Annotated in this window: 19 protein-coding genes; 5 read left to right on the forward strand and 14 right to left on the reverse strand. The window is 77.1% G+C overall.

Translation table 11 applies throughout. The annotated features are described in order from the left end of the window. Window positions 1-127 precede the first annotated feature (127 nt). From ACI79O_RS15690 to ACI79O_RS15710, 5 genes are read right to left on the reverse strand one after another with little or no spacing between them, the layout of a single operon-like run. Window positions 128-817, reverse strand: coding sequence for a hypothetical protein (locus ACI79O_RS15690; protein ID WP_456890546.1), 690 nt, complete (start codon window positions 815-817; stop codon window positions 128-130). Beyond that, window positions 814-1,296: a pantetheine-phosphate adenylyltransferase gene (gene coaD, locus ACI79O_RS15695; protein WP_456890545.1), complete on the reverse strand. Its 483-nt coding sequence runs from the start codon at window positions 1,294-1,296 to the stop codon at window positions 814-816. Before coaD ends, ACI79O_RS15690 begins: the two co-directional genes overlap by 4 nt. After that, entirely contained in the window at window positions 1,293-1,847 is a 555-nt protein-coding gene (rsmD, locus tag ACI79O_RS15700; RefSeq protein WP_456890544.1) for a 16S rRNA (guanine(966)-N(2))-methyltransferase RsmD, read from the reverse strand. The genes coaD and rsmD overlap by 4 nt, the downstream gene beginning before the upstream one ends. Continuing rightward, the gene (recG, locus tag ACI79O_RS15705) at window positions 1,844-4,030 is read right to left on the reverse strand and encodes an ATP-dependent DNA helicase RecG (RefSeq protein WP_456890543.1); all 2,187 of its coding nucleotides are present in this window, start codon (window positions 4,028-4,030) and stop codon (window positions 1,844-1,846) included. Before recG ends, rsmD begins: the two co-directional genes overlap by 4 nt. Then, entirely contained in the window at window positions 4,031-5,629 is a 1,599-nt protein-coding gene (locus tag ACI79O_RS15710) for a DAK2 domain-containing protein (protein WP_456914610.1), read from the reverse strand. Between the two features lie 169 nt (window positions 5,630-5,798). Between ACI79O_RS15710 and rpmB the strand changes: the two genes are divergently transcribed. Beyond that, window positions 5,799-5,981, forward strand: a complete 183-nt coding sequence (gene rpmB / locus ACI79O_RS15715; RefSeq protein ID WP_456875508.1) for a 50S ribosomal protein L28 — start codon at window positions 5,799-5,801, stop codon at window positions 5,979-5,981. A gap of 128 nt (window positions 5,982-6,109) precedes the next feature. Here rpmB and ACI79O_RS15720 read toward each other — a convergent pair whose 3' ends face one another. The 3 genes from ACI79O_RS15720 to ACI79O_RS15730 are packed head-to-tail and all read right to left on the reverse strand — an operon-like array spanning window position 6,110 to window position 8,287. Further along, the gene (locus ACI79O_RS15720; RefSeq protein ID WP_456914611.1) at window positions 6,110-6,739 is read right to left on the reverse strand and encodes a cytidylate kinase-like family protein; all 630 of its coding nucleotides are present in this window, start codon (window positions 6,737-6,739) and stop codon (window positions 6,110-6,112) included. After that, the gene (locus ACI79O_RS15725) at window positions 6,727-7,269 is read right to left on the reverse strand and encodes a GNAT family N-acetyltransferase (protein ID WP_456914612.1); all 543 of its coding nucleotides are present in this window, start codon (window positions 7,267-7,269) and stop codon (window positions 6,727-6,729) included. Before ACI79O_RS15725 ends, ACI79O_RS15720 begins: the two co-directional genes overlap by 13 nt. Continuing rightward, a complete protein-coding gene (locus tag ACI79O_RS15730; RefSeq protein WP_456890538.1) occupies window positions 7,253-8,287 on the reverse strand; it encodes a thiamine-phosphate kinase in 1,035 nt (344 codons plus the stop codon). Before ACI79O_RS15730 ends, ACI79O_RS15725 begins: the two co-directional genes overlap by 17 nt. Before the next feature lie 92 nt (window positions 8,288-8,379). Here ACI79O_RS15730 and ACI79O_RS15735 point away from each other — a divergent pair, with 92 nt between their 5' ends. After that, a complete protein-coding gene (locus ACI79O_RS15735; RefSeq protein WP_456890537.1) occupies window positions 8,380-8,613 on the forward strand; it encodes an Lrp/AsnC ligand binding domain-containing protein in 234 nt (77 codons plus the stop codon). A gap of 103 nt (window positions 8,614-8,716) precedes the next feature. After that, window positions 8,717-9,229, forward strand: coding sequence for a DUF3515 domain-containing protein (locus tag ACI79O_RS15740; RefSeq protein ID WP_456890536.1), 513 nt, complete (start codon window positions 8,717-8,719; stop codon window positions 9,227-9,229). 6 nt (window positions 9,230-9,235) lie between these two features. Here ACI79O_RS15740 and ACI79O_RS15745 read toward each other — a convergent pair whose 3' ends face one another. After that, window positions 9,236-9,886, reverse strand: a complete 651-nt coding sequence (locus tag ACI79O_RS15745) for a hypothetical protein (RefSeq protein ID WP_456914613.1) — start codon at window positions 9,884-9,886, stop codon at window positions 9,236-9,238. After that, window positions 9,883-11,019, reverse strand: coding sequence for a D-alanine--D-alanine ligase family protein (locus tag ACI79O_RS15750; RefSeq protein ID WP_456914614.1), 1,137 nt, complete (start codon window positions 11,017-11,019; stop codon window positions 9,883-9,885). The genes ACI79O_RS15745 and ACI79O_RS15750 overlap by 4 nt, the downstream gene beginning before the upstream one ends. Before the next feature lie 198 nt (window positions 11,020-11,217). On the opposite strand from ACI79O_RS15750, the gene ACI79O_RS15755 reads away from it, so the two are divergent. Further along, entirely contained in the window at window positions 11,218-11,913 is a 696-nt protein-coding gene (locus ACI79O_RS15755; protein WP_456914615.1) for a CDP-alcohol phosphatidyltransferase family protein, read from the forward strand. Window positions 11,914-12,012: 99 nt separating this feature from the next. Here the strand turns inward: ACI79O_RS15755 and ACI79O_RS15760 are convergent, their stop codons facing one another. From ACI79O_RS15760 to ACI79O_RS15775, 4 genes are read right to left on the reverse strand one after another with little or no spacing between them, the layout of a single operon-like run. Continuing rightward, window positions 12,013-13,653 carry a TIGR03767 family metallophosphoesterase gene (locus tag ACI79O_RS15760; protein WP_456914616.1) on the reverse strand — a complete coding sequence of 547 codons (1,641 nt, stop codon included), beginning with the start codon at window positions 13,651-13,653 and terminating at the stop codon, window positions 12,013-12,015. Window positions 13,654-13,658: 5 nt separating this feature from the next. Further along, complete coding sequence (locus tag ACI79O_RS15765; RefSeq protein WP_456890531.1) at window positions 13,659-14,804, reverse strand: cystathionine gamma-lyase; 1,146 nt, start codon at window positions 14,802-14,804, stop codon at window positions 13,659-13,661. Continuing rightward, entirely contained in the window at window positions 14,801-15,802 is a 1,002-nt protein-coding gene (locus ACI79O_RS15770; protein WP_456890530.1) for an NAD(P)H-dependent glycerol-3-phosphate dehydrogenase, read from the reverse strand. Before ACI79O_RS15770 ends, ACI79O_RS15765 begins: the two co-directional genes overlap by 4 nt. Then, window positions 15,799-16,617 carry a lysophospholipid acyltransferase family protein gene (locus ACI79O_RS15775; protein WP_456890529.1) on the reverse strand — a complete coding sequence of 273 codons (819 nt, stop codon included), beginning with the start codon at window positions 16,615-16,617 and terminating at the stop codon, window positions 15,799-15,801. The genes ACI79O_RS15770 and ACI79O_RS15775 overlap by 4 nt, the downstream gene beginning before the upstream one ends. 102 nt (window positions 16,618-16,719) lie before the next feature. Here ACI79O_RS15775 and cofC point away from each other — a divergent pair, with 102 nt between their 5' ends. Then, window positions 16,720-17,358 carry a 2-phospho-L-lactate guanylyltransferase gene (cofC, locus tag ACI79O_RS15780; RefSeq protein WP_456875521.1) on the forward strand — a complete coding sequence of 213 codons (639 nt, stop codon included), beginning with the start codon at window positions 16,720-16,722 and terminating at the stop codon, window positions 17,356-17,358. Window positions 17,359-17,389: the final 31 nt, after the last annotated feature.

A 17,389-nucleotide genomic window follows, 5' to 3' on the forward strand; every position in this document is an offset into this window, starting at 1 on the left:
GGGGGGCCGCGGGCGGCGGGGGGGGGGCCTCACCGGGGGGGGGGGGCGGGGGGGGCCGCGCCCGGGGGGGGGCGGGGGGGGGGCCCACGCCCGGGGATCAGGTCACCTGATCGTCGCGCGACCGGCCTCAGGGCTCCCGGAGGGTCTCCCGGGCCTTCTCCACGGAGCGCAGCATCCGCTCGAGCGTGCTGCCGAAGTCGGCCAGCCGGGTGTCGACGTACTCGTCGACCTCGGCGCGCATCCGGTTGACCTCGGCGACGGTCTGCGCGCCCATTTCGTCGGCGCGGGCGACCGCCCCGCGGTAGACCTCGGTCTCGGTGACCAGCCGCTCGTGCTCGGCCTCGGCGGCGGCGATCATCTCCGCCTGCTGCGCCGCGCCGTCGGCGAGCAGCGCCTCGTGGTGGGCGCGCGCCTCGGCGACCAGCCGGTCGGCCTCGGCCTCGGCCTGGGCGAGCAGGTCCTCGGCCTCGGCCCGGGCGCGGGCGAGCAGCTCGTCGCGCTGCCGGCGGGCGGTGCCGAGGACCTCCTCGCGCTGCCGACGGGCGGCGGCGACAAGCCGGTCGGCCTCCTCGCGGGTGCGACCGGTGAGCTGCTCGGCCTCGGCCTGGGCCTGCTCGAGGATCTCGGTGCGCTGCTCCACGATCGCGCCGGCGGCGTGCACCTCGTCGGGGAGGTTCTCCCGGAGGTCGTCGAGCAGGTCGAGCAGCTGGTCGCGCGGCACCATGCACGAGCCCGACATGGGCACGCTGCGGGCGCTCTCGATGACCCGGCTGAGCTCGTCGACGGTCTCGTAGAGCCGGTACACGACCTCGGTCACGGCGCGGCGTCCCGCTTGGCCAGCAGCCGGTCGAGGACGGCCTTCGGCACCAGCCGGGAGACGTCGCCGCCGAAGGTGGCGATCTGCTTGACCAGGCTGGAGGACAGGTGGCCGACCTGCGGGGCGGTGGGCACGAACAGCGTCTCGACGCCGGCGAGCTCGCGGTTCATCTGCGCCATCTGCAGCTCGTACTCGAAGTCGCCGACCGCGCGCAGGCCCTTGACCACCACCGGGATGCCGTGGCTGCGGCAGTAGTCGACGAGCAGTCCGCTGAAGCTGTCGACGACGACGTTCGGCAGGTCGGCGACCGCGTCGCGCAGCAGGTCCATCCGCTCGTCGAGGCTGAACAGCCCGGCCTTGCCGGGGTTGACCAGGACGGCGACCACGAGCTCGTCGTACAGCGCGGCGGCCCTCGTGATGACGTCGACGTGGCCGTTGGTGACCGGGTCGAACGACCCGGGACAGACCGCTCGCCTCACGGCAGCCGACCGTACCGGAGCAGCGCCTCCCCGTAGCGGCGGTCGCGGATCCCGGCGAGGGGTGTCGGCCACTCCCACGGCTCCTCGCGGGCCGGCCGCTCCACGACGACGACCGCCCCCGGCGCCAGCCACTCCCCCGCGACCAGCGCCTCGAGCACGCCGCGCACCTGTGCGGCGGGGACGGCGTAGGGCGGGTCGGCGAGCACGAGGTCGAAGCGCTCCGGCGGCCGGCCCGCGACGAGGGCGGGCACCGAGCCGGTGACCACCCGCGCGCCGGGCAGCCCGACGGCGGCGACGTTGGCGCGCAGCACCGGCAGCACCCGCGGGCCGTTCTCGACGAGGACGACCCGGGCCGCGCCGCGGGAGAGCGCCTCCAGGCCGAGGGCCCCGGAGCCGGCGTAGAGGTCGAGCACGGTGGCGCCGTCGAGGTCGAGCAGCGTGCCCAGGCTGTTGAACAGCCCCTCGCGGGCGCGGTCGCCGGTGGGCCGCACGCCGCTGGGCGGCACCTTCAGCCGCCGCCCGCGGGCCGCGCCGGCGATGATCCGGGTCACGCCTTCTCGAGGTAGCCGGCCCGCTCGTCGGTGGCCAGCGCGGCGACCTCGGCGGCCAGCCCCGGGTGGTCGGCGAGCCCGCGGTCGGTGGCCAGCAGCGCGGTGGCCTCGGCGCGGGCGGCGGCGATCAGTTCCTCGTCCTCGAGCAGCGACAGCAGCTTGACCGTCGAGCGCCGGCCGGACTGGGCGGCGCCGAGGACGTCGCCCTCGCGCCGGGTCTCGAGGTCCACGCGGGCGAGCTCGAAGCCGTCGGAGGTGCCTGCGACGGCCGCCAGCCGCTGCCCGGTCGCCGTCGTCTCGCGGACCTCGGTGACCAGCAGGCACAGGCCGCGGTGCTTCCCGCGGGCCACCCGGCCGCGCAGCTGGTGCAGCTGGCTGACCCCGAACCGGTCGGCGTCCATGACGACCATCACCGTGGCGTTGGGCACGTCGACGCCGACCTCGACGACGGTGGTGGCGACCAGGACGTCGACCTCGCGGGCGGCGAAGGCGCGCATGGTCGCCTCCTTGGCCTCGGGCGTCATGCGGCCGTGCAGCACCGCCAGCCGCAGCCCGGCGAGCGGTCCCTCGCCCAGCGCCTCGGCGACGTCGAGGACGGCCAGCGGCGGGCGCCGGTCGCCGTCGCCGCCGCCCTCCTGCGGAGCGTCGGTCTCGTCGGGCTCGTCCTCGCTGCCGGCGTCCTCGTCGCCGATCCGCGGGCAGACGACGTAGGCCTGGCGCCCGGCGGCCACCTCCTCGCGCAGCCGCTCCCACGCGCGGTCGAGCCAGGCGGGCTTGTCGCTGACCGGCACCACCGAGCTGGCCACGCCGCCGCGGCCGCCGGGTAGCTGGCGCAGGGTCGAGGTCTCCAGGTCGCCGTAGACGGTCATGGCGACGGTGCGCGGGATCGGGGTGGCCGTCATGACCAGCACGTGCGGCGGGCGGTTGCCCTTGGCGCGCAGCGCGTCGCGCTGCTCGACGCCGAACCGGTGCTGCTCGTCGACGACGACCAGGCCGAGGTCGGCGAAGTCGACGCCCTGCTGCAGCAGCGCGTGCGTGCCGACGACGATGCCGGCGCTGCCGTCGGCCACCGCGGCGCGGGCCTCGCGGCGGGCCGCGGCCTTCAGCGAGCCGGTGAGCAGCACGACCCGCGTCCCGGCGGGGTCGCCGTCGAGCTCCCCGGCGCGGGCGAGCGGGCCGAGCATCGCGCCGATGCTGCGGGCGTGCTGCGCGGCGAGCACCTCGGTGGGGGCCAGCAGCGCGGCCTGACCGCCGGCGTCGACGACCTGCGCCATCGCCCGCAGCGCGACCACGGTCTTGCCCGACCCGACCTCGCCCTGCAGCAGGCGGTGCATCGGGGTGTCGCGGGCGAGCTCCGCGGCCAGCTCCTCGCCCACCTCGCGCTGGCCCTCGGTGAGCGCGAACGGTAGCGCGGCGTCGACGGCGTCGAGCAGCCCGCCGGGACGGCGCGGGCGCGCGGTGCCCGGCTCCAGGGCGGCCGCGCGGCGGCGGGCGCCCAGGACGAGCTGGAGGGTGATCGCCTCGTCCCACTTGAGCCGGTCCTGGGCGCGCTCGACGTCGTCGGCCGTGGTGGGCCGGTGGATGTCGAGCAACGCGGCCGGGAGGCTCAGCAGCCCGTGCCGGGCGCGCAGGTCCTCGGGCAGGGGGTCCTCGACGAAGCCGAACCCGCCGGCCGCGTCGAGCAGCAGCTTCACCGACTTCTGGAGCACCCAGCTGGAGACGTCCTTGCTCGCCGGGTAGATCGGGATGAGCGCGCGCGCCCAGTCCTCGTCGTCGTCGCCGCTGATGAGGTGGAAGTCCGGGTGGGCGAACTGCTTGGACCGGCGGTACTCCCCCACCGTGCCGGCGAACAGTCCCCAGGCGCCCTGCTCGAGCTTCCCGAACTTCCGGTTGAAGAAGACCAGCTGCATCTCACCGGCGCCGTCGCCGACGGTGACCTCGGTGAGCGTGCCGGGCCGGTTGCGCATCTTCCGGCTGGTCACCCGCCTGACCTGGGCGAGCACGGTCACCCGGTCGCCGACCTGCAGGTCGTCGAGGCGGGTCATCTCGCCGCGGCGGGCGTAGCGGCGCGGGTAGTGGCGCAGCAGGTCGCGGACGGTGCGCAGGTCCAGCGACTCGGCCATCGCCTTGGCCGTCTTGGCGCCGAGGACCCGGGACAGCTCGGTGTCGAGGGTGACGGCCACTCACTCCACCCCGATCTGCAGCGGGATCGCGGCCCCGCCCTCGTAGCGCACGACCTCGACGGTGGGGTGCGCGGCGGCCAGGTGCGCGCAGGCGGCGTCGCCGAGCGCGGGGTCGGGGCCGACCAGCAGCGTGGCCATCTCCCCGCCGGCCGAGAGCAGCCGGTCGAGCAGGTCGCAGGCGACGGCGGCGAGCTCCCGGCCCACGACCACGACGTCGCCCTCCGCCGCGCCCAGCACGTCGCCGGGACGGCAGGGGCCGGCGCTGGTCAGCGCCTCCTGCTCGGCGACGGTGACCTCGGCCCAGCGGGTGGCGGCCGCGGCCTCGGCCATGCCGATGACGTCGTCGCCGAACCGGCGGGCGGGGTCGGCGACGGCGACGGCGGCCAGCCCCTGCACCGGCGACCGGGTGGGCACGACGGCGACCTCCCGGCCGAGCTCGCGGGCACGCTCGGCGGCGCGGGAGGCGGCGCGGGTCAGCGCGGGGTCGTTGGGCAGCACGACCACCTCGGCGGCCGAGCACGCGACCACCTCGGCGAGCACCTCGTCGGCGGTGACGCCGGCGGGCCCGCAGGGGACCGCGCGCACGCCCACGGCGGCGAACAGCCGGGCCGGCCCCTCGCCGGGGACGACGGCGACGACCGCCCGGCGGCCGGGCACCGGCGGGGGCGGGAGCACGGGGGCGAGCGGGGTGACGCTGATGCCGTGCGGCCGGCCGGCCTCGATGCCGGCCTCGATGGCGGCGCCGATGTCGCTGGTGTGCACGTGCACGTTCCACTGCCGGCCGGACGGGGTGTCCACGCCGACCACGACCAGGCTGTCGCCGAGGGCGGCCAGGCGGCTCTGCAGCACGGCGACCGCGGCGTCGTCGGCGTCGGCGAGCAGGTACTGCACCTCGCTGCCGGGGCCGGCCGGGGGCTGCGCCGGGACCGCGGCCGGGTCGGCGGGGCGGGACCGGCGCGGCACCAGCGGCGGGCGGGCCGGCTCGACGCCGGTGACGGTGGTGACCAGCGCGTCGAGCACCACGCACAGGCCCGCGCCGCCCGCGTCGACCACGCCGGCGTCACGCAGCACGTCGAGCTGGCCGGGGGTGGCCTCCAGCGCCGTCCGCGCGCCGTCGGCGGCCGCGGTGACGACGTCGGCCAGGCCGGTGCGCTGCTCCGCGACGGCGGTGACCGCGGCCTCGGCACCGGCGCGGGCGACGGTGAGGAAGGTGCCCTCCTCGGGGTCGGCGACCGCCGAGTAGGCGCCCTCGGCGGCCTTCTGCAGCGCGGCGGCGAGGGAGGGCCCGTCGGCGGGTCCGGCGTCGGCGAGCTGGTCGGACAGGCCGCGCAGCAGCTGGGCGAGGATGGTGCCGCTGTTGCCGCGGGCGCCCAGCACCGCGCCGCGGGACAGCGCGGCCCAGGCCGGCTCGGCGCCCTCGCCGCGATCGTCCAGCGCGGCGAGCGCCGCCTGGGCGGTGAGCAGCAGGTTGGTGCCGGTGTCGCCGTCGGGCACGGGGAAGACGTTGAGCTCGTCGAGCCGGTCGCGGGCCGCGGACAGCGCCGTGACCGCGGTGCGGCACCACTGTCCGACCGCGGCGTCGTCGAGCGCCTGCAGCACGGCCGGAGGGTACCCAGGGACGCCGACGGTGCGGCCCCGGCGACGGCGACCGGAGGGCTCGGCGGCGTCCGCGCGCCCGAGCGGTTAGGATGGTCGACGGTCTCGCGGTCGCCGTCGGCGCACCGCCGTCTTTCGAGCGATTCTCTGGGAGTGATCCACCGTGGCTGCCGTGTGCGATGTCTGTGGCAAGGGGCCCGGTTTCGGTATGTCGGTGTCGCACTCGCACCGCCGCACGCCGCGCCGTTGGAACCCGAACATCCAGTCGGTGCGGGCGCTCGTCGCCCCCGGCACCCGCAAGCGGATCAACGCCTGCACCTCGTGCATCCGCGCGGGCAAGGTCGTCCGCGCCTAGTTGAAGGACCACCCTTCCCCCCACGCCTCGCTCCGCTCGGCGCGGGCCCCTGAAGGGTGGCCGTTCCAGCATCTCGCCAGGACCCCGGAGGTCGCCGACCTCCGGGGTCCTTCGCGTGCGCACCCGGGTCAGGCCCGGGTGACGCCCTTCGCGCGGGCGGCGGTGACCACCAGGTCCACGACCGCCGGCAGCGGCAGCGCCGTCCCGTCGACGACGAGGTGGTAGTGCCGCGCCGCCGCCGGGTCGCACCGGTAGTAGTGGCGCACGTAGGCCTCGCGGGTGCGGTCGTTGGCCTCCATCTCCTGCCGCAGCTCCTCCTCGGGCCGGCCGTAGCGCTCGACCGCCGCCCGCAGCCGCGCCTCCGGCGGGCCGTCGAGCCGCACGTGCAGCACGTCGGGCCGGTCCCGCAGCACCATCGCGCCGGCGCGGCCGAGGACCACGCCGCCGGCGCCGTCGGCGATCTCCCGCAGCACCCGCTCGGTCTGCTCGCGGTAGGCCCGCTCGTCAGGCTCCCCCGTCGTCGGCATGACGCCGCCCACCGGGTCGGGCATCGCCCCGAGCGAGGCGACCAGGCGCCACAGCCCGCGGACGACGCGCTCGTCGTTGGCCTCGGCGTCGTCCTGGGAGACCCCCAGCCGGCCGGCGACCTGCGCCGGGATCGCGCGGTCGTGGAAGGCCAGTCCCAGCAGCTCGGCGACGGCGGCGCCCACCTCCGGGCCACCCGCCCCGTACGAGGCGGAGATCGTCACGACGCCCACGGCCGCTCCTCTCCCGCCGGGGCCCGGCCCAGGTCCCGGCCCAGGAACACCGCGCCCGGCTCACCGGCGTAGATGCCGTACCCCGGGACGGGCCGGTAGCCCATCGCCGCGTACAGCGCGAGCGCCTCGGGCTGGCGGTCCCCGGAGTTGAGCACCACCGATCGGTACCCCGCGTCGCGGGCGGAGTCCTCCAGCGCCCGCACCAGCACCTGCGCCAGGCCCAGCCGGCGGAACGCGGGGTCGACGTAGACCCGCTTGACCTCGACGACGCCAGGGGCGTCCCCCTCGGTGTGCCGGCGCCAGGCGCCGCACCCGGCGGGCCGGCCGCCCACCTCGGCCACGAGGAACAGCCCGGCCGGCGGCACGAACTCGGCGGGGTCGACGACGGCGCCGTCGGGCCCGCCGTACCGGTCGACGTACTCCTGCTGCACCCGGGCCACGAGGTCGCGCGCGACGGGGTCGTCGTAGGGCACCGCGCGCAGCCGGGCGGCCGACCCGTCGCGCAGCCGGTGCTCAGCCGAAGTGGACATGCCCGGTCCTCCCCGCTCCCACGGCCAGCGCGACGTCGGCCGCCGGCTCGCCGCTCACCGTCACCCCGGGGGTGCCCTCCCGGACCTCCCCGACCACCGCCCAACCCCCCGGCAGCACGGTGCCCGGCGGGAAGGTGGCCAGCAGCGCGTGGTCCTCGCCGCCGGTGAGGACCCAGGCCAGCGGGTCGGCGCCGAGCGCGGCCGCCACCTGCTGCAGCGGGCCCGGCGGCTCGAGCATCGTGCGCACCAGCGCCGCCCGGTCGACGTCGACGACCACACCGCTGTCGGCCGCGAGGTGCCCGGCGTCGGCGAGCAGCCCGTCGCTGACGTCGCACATGGCGGTGGCACCGGCGTCGGCCGCCGCCGGGCCGGCGGCGTAGGGCGGGCTGGGCCGCCGGTGCGCGGTGACCGCGGCCAGCGGGCTGCTGAAGCCGCGGCGCAGCACGGCCAGCCCGCAGGCCGACCAGCCCAGCCGCCCGGCCACCGCCAGGAGGTCGCCGGGACGGGCGCCCGAGCGCAGCACCGGCGCGCGCCCGCCGAGGTCGCCCAGCGCGGTGACCGACAGCACGACCGCGCCGCTGCCGGGGGCCGAGGCCACGGTGTCCCCGCCGACCACGGCGGCGCCCAGCGGCGCGCACTCGGCGGCCATGCCGGCGGCCACCCCCTCCAGCCACGACGTCGGGGTGTCGGCCGGGCAGGCGAGGCCGACCAGCAGCGCGGTGGCCGTGCCGCCCATCGCGGCGACGTCGGCGAGGTTCGCGGCCGCGGCCTTGTGGCCCACGTCCTCCGCGGAGGACCAGTCGCGGCGGAAGTGCCGCCCCTCGACCAGCACGTCGGTGGTGGCGACCACCCGCCCGTCGGGCACCCGCAGCACCGCCGCGTCGTCGCCCGGGCCGACGTCGGCCACCGCGGCCGACCCGGCGCGGGCCACGACCCGGGCGATCACGCCGAACTCGCCGACCACCCGCACGGTGTCGGCGAGGTCGCCGCGCCCGGTCAGCGGTCGGGGCCGTGTCACCGGTGCCCTCCCCCTGCTGCGGTAGGTTGCGGGCGAGTCCACCAGCCGGGGCCGGGGAGCCGCCGGACGTGCTGCCCGAGGAAGGTCGATCCGTGGTCCACGCCTACATCCTGATCCAGACCGAAGTCGGCAAGGCCGCCCAGGTGGCCACGACGATCGCCGAGATCGCCGGGGTGACGAAGGCCGAGGACGTCACCGGCCCCTACGACGTGATCGTCCGCGCCGAGGCCGAGACCGTCGACGAGCTCGGCCGGCTGGTCGTGGCTCGGGTGCAGTCGGTCGACGGGATCACCCGCACGCTGACCTGCCCCGTCGTCCACATCTGAGCCGCTGAGCGAGCACTCCCCCGCCGAGGACGCGCCCCGCGACCGGGAGCCCGCGCCCGCCCCCGTCCGCCCCGACCCGCTGCGCCGGCTGGCCCTGCTCAGCGTGGCCGTCGTCGTCCCGGTGCTCGTCGTGGTGCTCGTGCTGGTGCGGGTCCTCGGGGACGACGCGGGCGGCGGGGACGACGGCTCCCCCGTGGCCGACGTGAGCGGCTCCGGCGAGCAGCGCGAGGACCTGCCGGTGCTGCCGGTCGACGTCCCGCCGCCGACCCCCGAGGCCGACGCGAACTGCCCGGCGCTGATGGGCGCGCTGCCGCTGGACCTGCTGGGCGAGCCCGCGCGCCTGGTCGACTCCGACACGCCCTACGCCGCCGCCTGGGGCGACCCCGCCGTCGTGCTGGTGTGCGGCGTGCCGCAGCCGGAGGGCCTGGTCCCCGGCGAGGGCCTGTTCACCATCAACGGCATCACCTGGTTCGTCGACCAGTCCGACCCGGGCGCCACCGTGTGGACCGCGGTCGACCGGGTCGTGTACGTGCAGGTGAGCCTGCCGCCCGACGTCGACAGCGCCCCGGTGACGGCGCTCAGCGACGTCCTCGGCGCCACGCTCGCGCCCCGCTGAGCCCGCTCAGGCCGGGGGCAGCTCGGCCAGTTGGGCGAGCACCACGTCGCGCGCCTGCTCGGTGGCCGCCTGCTCGCTGTCGGCCACGACGGTCACCGCGACGCTGAACGCGCCGTGCCCGCACCAGGCGAAGGCGGTGGGTCCGGCCAGGCCGGTCTCGGGGTCGGCCTCGGGCACGGTGAGCGTGCTGCAGCCGGCGGGCAGGTCGTCGGGGTCGTGGCTGAGCACGCCGTCGTAGACCTCGGCGTCGTTGCCGGCGAGGTCGCGGGCGTAGGTGCTCGCGCCGCCGTGGTCGTCGAACTGGTCGAGGAAGACGCTGGTCAACGGGCCGGTGGTGGAGCCCCAGAACCGCTCCCAGCCGTAGCGGTAGCCGTAGTCGCGCAGCACCGTCCGCTCCCGCTGCGGGTCCTCGGCGTAGGAGGCGACGTCGTCGACGGTCTTGGCGCCGGCGGGGGGCTGCAGGTCGCCGTCGGGGATCCGCGGCAGGCCGGAGGGGACCTCGGTGAGCACCAGGTCGCCGAGCTCCTCGGCCGACCTCGGCGTCGGCGAGGCCGGGCTCGCGGTGGCGGTACCGGCCTCGGTGGGGGTGCAGCCGGCCAGCGCGAGCGCCCCGGCCAGCAACGCGGCCGCCGGCACGGCGCACGCGCCGGAGGTCACCGGGGGGCCGGCCGGCCCGCCCGCACCAGCGCGGAGGCGACCAGCCGGTCGACCAGCTCGGGGTAGGACACCCCGCTGGCCGCCCACATCCGCGGGTACATCGAGATCGGGGTGAAGCCGGGCATGGTGTTGACCTCGTTGACCACCAGGCGGTCGACACCGTCGGGGCCGGTGGCGAGGAAGAAGTCGACCCGCGCCAGGCCCTCGCAGTCCAGGGCGCGGTAGGCCCGGCAGGAGGCCTCCTGCACCGCTCGGGTCTGCTCGGGGGTCAGGTCGGCCGGGACGTCGAACTCGACGGCGTCCTCGAGGTACTTGGCGCTGAAGTCGTACCAGTCGGTGCCGGGCCGCAGCCGGATCTCGGCGGGGAGGCTGGCCTCGGGCGGCCCGCCGTCGGGGCCGGCGAGCACCCCGCACTCGATCTCCCGGCCGGGGACGGCGGCCTCGACGACGACCTTCGGGTCGACGGCGGCCGCGGTGGCCACCGCCTCCGGGAACTGCGCCCAGTCGGTGACCTTGGTGATGCCGATGCTCGACCCGGCGCGCGAGGGCTTGACGAACACCGGCAGCCCGAGGCGCTCGCGGTCGGCCGCGGTGAGCACGTCGGGGTCGGGGCGGACCGCGCCGCCGGCGTCGCGCAGGACCACGTGGTCGCCCTGGGGCAGCCCGGCGGAGGCCAGCAGCTTCTTGGTGAACTCCTTGTCCATCGAGGCGGCGCTGGCGAACACGCCCGACCCGACGTAGGGCAGCCCGCTCGTCTCGAGCAGCCCCTGCACGGTGCCGTCCTCGCCGTAGGCGCCGTGCAGGACGGGGAAGACGACGTCGACCTCGGTGAGCGCCGGCCCGATCGCGGCCGTGGGCTCGAGCACGGCCAGTCCGCGTGCGGCCGGGTCGCCGACCAGCGACACCGCCGTCCCGCCGGTGACCTCGGGCAGCTGCCCGTCTGTGATCGCCAGGCGCTGGCCGGCCTCGGGGAGCACCCACCGGCCGTCGCGGGCGATGCCGACCGGCACGACCTCGTAGCGCTCCGGGTCCAGGGCGGCGATCACGCTCCCCGCCGAGATGCAGGAGATGGCGTGCTCGGCGCTGCGCCCTCCGAACACGACCGCGACGCGCACCCTGCCTGTCCCGCTCATCGCGGCCGACCCTAGTCGACGCCCCCGCCCCTCCCGCGGCTGCCGCGGGGGTTCCGGCCCGCCGGGTGTGGGAACCTCCTCGCGATGCGGGAGAACGCGGCCCCTCCGGTGGACCCCCGGCCTCCGGCGGCGACGGCGCACCAGGGGGATCCCGGTACACCTCGCCATCCGCTGTCCCTGCGGCTGGCCGGTGCCGCGGTGCACGCCTACACGGCCCTGGGCTCGGTGCTGGCGCTGCTGGTCGTGCTCGCCGCGGTCGAGGGCGAGGCGGTCACCGCGCTGTGGATCGGGCTGGCCGCGCTGGTGGTCGACGGCACCGACGGGATGCTCGCGCGCCGCGCACGGGTCAAGGAGACGATCCCCTGGTTCGACGGCGCCCTGCTCGACAACATCGTCGACTACCTGACCTACGTCTTCGCGCCCGTGGTGCTGCTGTGGACCACCGGCGCCCTCCCGCACGGCCCGCTCGGCTGGCTGCTCGGCGCACTGCCGCTGCTGGCCTCCAGCTACCAGTTCTGCCGGGTCGACGCGAAGACCGACGACCACACCTTCCTGGGCTTCCCGAGCTACTGGAACGTCGTCGCCTTCTACGTCGTCGTCCTCGACGTGCCCCAGCCGGTGGTCGCCGCCGCGCTGGTCGTCTTCTCGGTCCTGGTGTTCGTCCCGGTGCGCTACCTCTACCCCTCGCGCACCGAGGCGCTGTGGCCGGTGAGCATGGGCCTGACCGTGGTGTGGCTGGTGACCTACGGCGTCCTGCTGGTGCAGTACCCCGACCCGCACCCGGTCGTGGTGGTGCTCTCGTTCGCCTACGTCGTCTACTACCTGGCCTTCAGCGGCTGGCTGACCGCCCGTGCCGCCCACCGCCGGCGCAAGGCGGCCCGCAGCGCGGCCTGACCCCGCCGGGGAGCAGGGCGGTGCCGCGGTGATGTGCGCCCGCGGCACGTCCCGGGCGCAGGACGCACCGGAAGCGCACACCACCCCGGCGGCCCGGGCTCAGAAGGGGGCGCGCACGACCAGCTCGACGTTGCGGTCGGCGGGCGTGCCCGCCAGCGCCGAGCCCAGCCCCGTCCCGGGCACGTTGGCCGCCAGCTCGCGGTGCAGCGACGCCAGCGCGGCCGGCTCCCGCGCGGCGGGGTCGCCGGCCTCCGGCGGCCGGGCCGGGCTGCCGTGGTCGACCATCGTGCAGACCAGCGACAGCGTGCCGTCGCCGTTGTCGAGGACCTCGACCAGCCGGGCCTGACCGGGCCAGTCGACGACGGCGCAGGTGGCCACCTCCCACAGCCCGCGGCCGGGCTGGTCGGGGTGCGCCCACGCCCGCACGGCGCTGACGTGGGTGTGCCCGTTGAGCCACAGCACGACGTTCGGCCAGCGGTGCAGCAGCCGGAGCAGCTCCGGGGCGCCGAGCGCGTCGTCGCCGGCCACGGGGCGGCCGCCGAGGGCGTCGGAGCGGGTCAGGGTGCTCGAGCCGTGGTGGGACAGCAGCACCACGAGCCGGTCGGCGTTCCCGGTGGCCACCCGCGTGCCGTCCGGGCCGGGCGCCGACGACGACACCTCCTGCAGCCGCTCCTCCAGCCACCGCGCCTGGACGGCGTCGACGGAGCCGGCCGCACCGCCGGTGACCCGGGTGGTGTCCAGGCAGACGACCCGCACGCCGGGCACGCCGTCCCAGGCGTAGTAGGCGGTGCCGGCACGCAGGTTCTCCTCGGTGAACCCGTGCCCGGCCGGCTGCCCACCGTCGGCGAGGTGGGCGGCGACGAAGGCGCGGCGGTCGATGAACCGGCGGTCGGCCACGGGGGTGACCGGCCGGGAGACGGCGGTGGTGAACACCTCCGAGGAGTGCGTGAACAGCGCCAGCGCGTCCTCCAGCGGCACGGCCGGGTCGACGTCGACCGGCTTGCGCCCGGCCTCGAGCACCGCGGCCAGGGCGGGCGTGGGCACGCCGACGCCCTGGATGAGCGCCTCGTGGTTGCCGTGGCAGCTCAGCCACGGCACCCGCAGCCCCTCGGCGGCGAACGCCGCGAACGCCGCCTCCAGCAGGCCCGGCCGCGCCGGGAAGCCGAACCGCTCGCGGTACAGCCCGCCGTCGTCGTCGGGCCGCCAGAACAGGTCGTGCGGCCAGCCGGAGGCCTGCACGCCGTCGTAGGCGGTCAGCCCCGCCCCCGGGTGGACCGCTCCCCCACGCAACACGGCCAGGAACAGCTCCAGCTCGTTCCACTGGGCGTTGTCGATGGCGTCGCCGGTGGTGACCACCAGCTGCAGCGGCTCCCCGGTGCGCGGGGCGCCGGCCAGGCCGTTGAGGGTGCGCACCAACGCGTCGACGGCGTGCGCGGTCAGCGCCTCCTGGGGCCGGTGCATCGGCACCAGCGCGCGCATCCGCGGATCGGCCTCGAAGCGGTGGAAGAACTCGAACCGCGCCGGGGAGCAGACGTCGGCCAGCTGCAGGTCGGTGACGTGCGCCAGGCACGCCAGCGCCCGCACGCCCCGCCGCGGCGGCTGCCAGGTCGGGCCGACCAGGTCCCGGCGGACGCGGTGCGGCTCCCCCGCGGCCCACGCCAGCGCCCGGTAGGCGCCCTCGCGCCCGTGGTGGAGCACCGGGCCGCCGGCCAGGACGCGGTCGAGGGTGGTGCGGCTCATCCGGGTCAGACGGCGGCCGAGACGGCGTCGAGCGCGGCGGTGAGGTCGGCGACGACGTCGGCGGTGTCCTCGATGCCGCAGGAGAAGCGCAGGAACCCCCCGGGCACCGCGTCACCGCCCCACTGCGCCCGGCGGTCGACCGTGCTGTGCACCCCGCCGAAGCTGGTCGCCGCCGTCCACAGCCGGGCCGCGGCGAGGAAGCGGGACACGGCCGCCTCGTCGGCGAGCTCGGCGGAGACGACGCCGACCGGCCGCAGCATCTGCCGCGTCGCGAGCGCGTACGAGGGGTCCCCGGGGCGCCAGGGCCACCGGACGCCGGTGACCGCCGGGTGCGCGGCCAGGACCTCGGCGACCGCGGCGGCGGTGGCGCCCTGGCGGGCCAGCCGCAGGTCCAGCGTGCTCATCGACCGGTGCCCCAGCCAGGCGTCGAACGCGCCCGCCGTGGCCCCGGTGTGGTCGCGCCAGCCCCTGAGCCGGTCGTGGACCTCCTCGGAGGAGGTGCTGACGTGCCCCAGCAGCAGGTCGCTGTGCCCGGTGAGCGCCTTGGTGTCGGCGCCGACGGTCAGGTCGGCGCCCAGCACGAGCGGCCGCTGCCCGAGCGGGGTGGCGGTGGTGTTGTCGACGGCGAGCAGCGCCCCGGCGGCGCGGGTGGCCCGGGCGACGGCTGCGACGTCGCACACGTCGAGCTGCGGGTTGCTCGGCGTCTCGAGGAACACCATGCGGGCGCCGTCGAGGTCACCGCGGGCGGCGACGTCGGCGATCTCGAGGGTGGACACGTACTCGACCCGGATGCCGAGCCGCTCGAGCTCGTCGCGGGCGAGCAGCCGGGTCGTGTAGTAGCCGTCGGAGGGCAGCACCAGCCGGTCCCCGGCCGAGACCAGCGCCAGCACCGCCGCGGTGATCGCCGCCATGCCGGTGGCGAAGGACAGGCAGCGGCCGCCGTCGAGCTCCCCGACGGCGGCCTCGAACGCGCGGGAGGTGGGGTGCTCGGTGCGGGCGTAGGCGTCGGCCCCGCCGGCACGGGGCGGGAGGTCGCCGAGGTGGAAGGGCGCCGCGAACACCGGCGAGGGACGCAGCGGCGTCCCGGGCACCGGGGGCGCCTCGCCGGCGCGGACCGACCGGGTGCCGTCCCCCCACTCGGCGAGGCTCACTCGGGCTTGGCCTCCCGGCTCATGATCTCCTTCAGCACCGCCCCGGCGGGGACGCCCTCGTGGCACACCTTGACGACCGCCTCGGTGAGCGGGACGTCGACCCCGTGCGCGCGGGCCAGGTCGAGCACCGGCCGGCAGCTCTTCACGCCCTCGGCGGTCTGGCGGGTGGTGGCCTGCACCTCCTCCAGCGACTGGCCGCGGCCGAGCTTCTCCCCGAACGTGCGGTTGCGCGAGAGCGGCGAGCTGCACGTGGCCACCAGGTCACCGAGACCGGCCAGCCCGGCGAAGGTGGTCAGCTCCGCGCCCAGCGCGATGCCCAGCCGAGCGGTCTCGGCCAGCCCGCGGGTGATCAGCGAGGCGCGGGTGTTGTCGCCGAAGCCCATCCCCTCGGCGATGCCGCAGGCCAGCGCGATGACGTTCTTCACCGCCCCGCCGAGCTCGCAGCCGACCAGGTCGGTGTTGGTGTAGGGCCGGAAGTAGGGCGTGTGGCAGGCGGCCTGCACGGTGGCCGCGCGCTCGGGGTCGGGACAGGCGATCACGGTGGCCGCCGGCTGCTCCTCGGCGATCTCGCGGGCGAGGTTGGGGCCCGACAGCGCCGCCACCCGGTCCGGGCCGGCGCCGGTGACCTCGCAGATGACCTCGCTCATCCGCTTGGTGCTGCCCAGCTCGATGCCCTTCATGAGCGACAGCAGCGTGGCGCCGTCCGGCAGCAGCGGCGTCCACTCCCCGAGGTTGGCGCGCAGCGACTGCGAGGGGACGGCGAGCACGACGACGTCGGCGCCGTCGAGCGCCCGGGCCGCGTCCGTGGTGGCCTTCAGCGAGCCGGGCAGCCGGACGCCGGGCAGGTAGTCGGGGTTCTCGCCGGTCTCGGTGATCGCCGCGGCCAGCTCCGCGCGGCGCGCGTGCAGGGTGACCGTGCAGCCGGCGTCGGCGAGCACCTTGGCGAAGGTCGTGCCCCAGGACCCCGCCCCCAGGACGGCGGCGCGGACCCCGCTCACGCGGCGCTCCCCGGGACGTCGCCGGGCAGCTCCCGGCGCGGGCGGGGGGCGAAGCCGAGCGGCGCGGGCTCGCCGCGGAGGTCGGCCAGGAGGTCACGCACCCGGCCCATGATGAGGTCGGTCGTCTCGCGCAGCAGGTCGGGCGTCAGCGGGCGCCCGGCGCGGACCTCAGCGCGCAGCGCCGCCAGGTCGACCGGCTCGCCGACGGAGTAGTGCGTGGGCGTCCGCAGCCGCAGGTGCAACTGCTTGGTGTGGTAGTCGTGCACCCGCTGCGGGCCCCACTGGGCCACCGGCAGCACCACCGCGTCGGTGGTCAGCGCCAGCCGCGCCACGCCGGTGCGGGCCTGCATCGGCCACCACTGCGCGTCGCGGGTCACCGACCCCTCCGGGTAGATGACGACGACGTTGCCCGCCTCGAGGTCGGCGGCCGCCGCGGCCAGCGCGCCCCGCGCCTCCGACGAGCCGCGGGCCACCGGGATCTGCCCGGCGTCGCGCAGGATCCTCCCGGCCAGTCCCCTGAACACCGCCGCCTTGGCCAGGAAGTGCGGGATCCGGCCGTTGTCGTACACCAGCCGGGCGCAGGCCAGCGGATCGAGCACCGAGACGTGGTTGACCACCAGCAGCACCGGCCCGGTGCGCGGCAGCCGCTCGCCGTGCCGGTAGCGCAGCCGGAACAGCAGCGAGGCCACCGGGTAGACCACGACGACGGCCAGCCGGAGCGACCAGGGCAGCCGCCCGCGCTCGTGCAGCACCCGCGGTGCCGGCTGCCCCGGGACCGCGGGGGTCCCCGGGCTCGGGTCCTCGGTCACCGGCATCCCCACTCCCTCGTCGGAACGACCGGCCCATGATCGACCCTGACCGGGGCCGGTGTGCGCACCGGGGGTCCCGCGTCGTCGGCGGTGTGCTCACATGGGGCCGTGCGGTGGTCCCTGGTCGTCCCGGCGAAGCGGCTCGGCGCGGCCAAGACCCGCCTGGCGCCCCTGACCGGCGGCGACCGGGCCGGCGGGCCCGGCCTGCACGCCGAGCTCGTGCTGGCGCTGCTCGCCGACACCGTCGCGGCGGCGCTGGCCTGCCCGGCGGTGACCGACGTCGTGGTGGTCACCGACGACGAGCGCGCCGCGGCCACGGTGCGGGTGCTGGGGGCGCGGACCGTGCCCGACGAGCCCGACCGCGGGCTCAACCCGGCGCTGGCGCACGGCGCGCGGGCCACCGGGTCGGCCGCCGTCGCCGCCCTCTCCTCCGACCTGCCGGCGCTGCGACCCGGGGAGCTGGCCGGCGCGCTCGCGGCGGCCGCCGCCGTCCCGCGGGGCTTCGTCGCCGACGCGGCCGCGACCGGCACGACGCTGCTCAGCGCGGTCGGCGTGCCGCTGGACCCGCGCTTCGGCCGCGGCTCGGCCGCCGCGCACGCCGCCTCGGGGGCGCGGGCGCTGACCGGGGACTGGCCGGGGCTGCGCCGCGACGTCGACACCCCGGCCGACCTGCGCGAGGCCGCGGGGCTCGGCCTCGGGACGGCGACGGCGGCCCTGCTCCCGCGGCTGCCCCGGCCGGCGGCCTGAGTCCGGCGCCCCTCGTCGTTCACCCGCGTGG

This window comes from Geodermatophilus sp. SYSU D00696, assembly GCF_054050235.1.

Bases quoted from the DNA above. Each gene is read 5' to 3' on its own strand.
- ACI79O_RS15750 (WP_456914614.1), bottom strand. From the start codon at position 11,019: ATGAGCGGGACAGGCAGGGTGCGCGTCGCGGTCGTGTTCGGAGGGCGC.
- ACI79O_RS15775 (WP_456890529.1), bottom strand. From the start codon at position 16,617: ATGCCGGTGACCGAGGACCCGAGCCCGGGGACCCCCGCGGTCCCGGGG.
- ACI79O_RS15760 (WP_456914616.1), bottom strand. From the start codon at position 13,653: ATGAGCCGCACCACCCTCGACCGCGTCCTGGCCGGCGGCCCGGTGCTC.
- ACI79O_RS15725 (WP_456914612.1), bottom strand. From the start codon at position 7,269: ATGTCCACTTCGGCTGAGCACCGGCTGCGCGACGGGTCGGCCGCCCGG.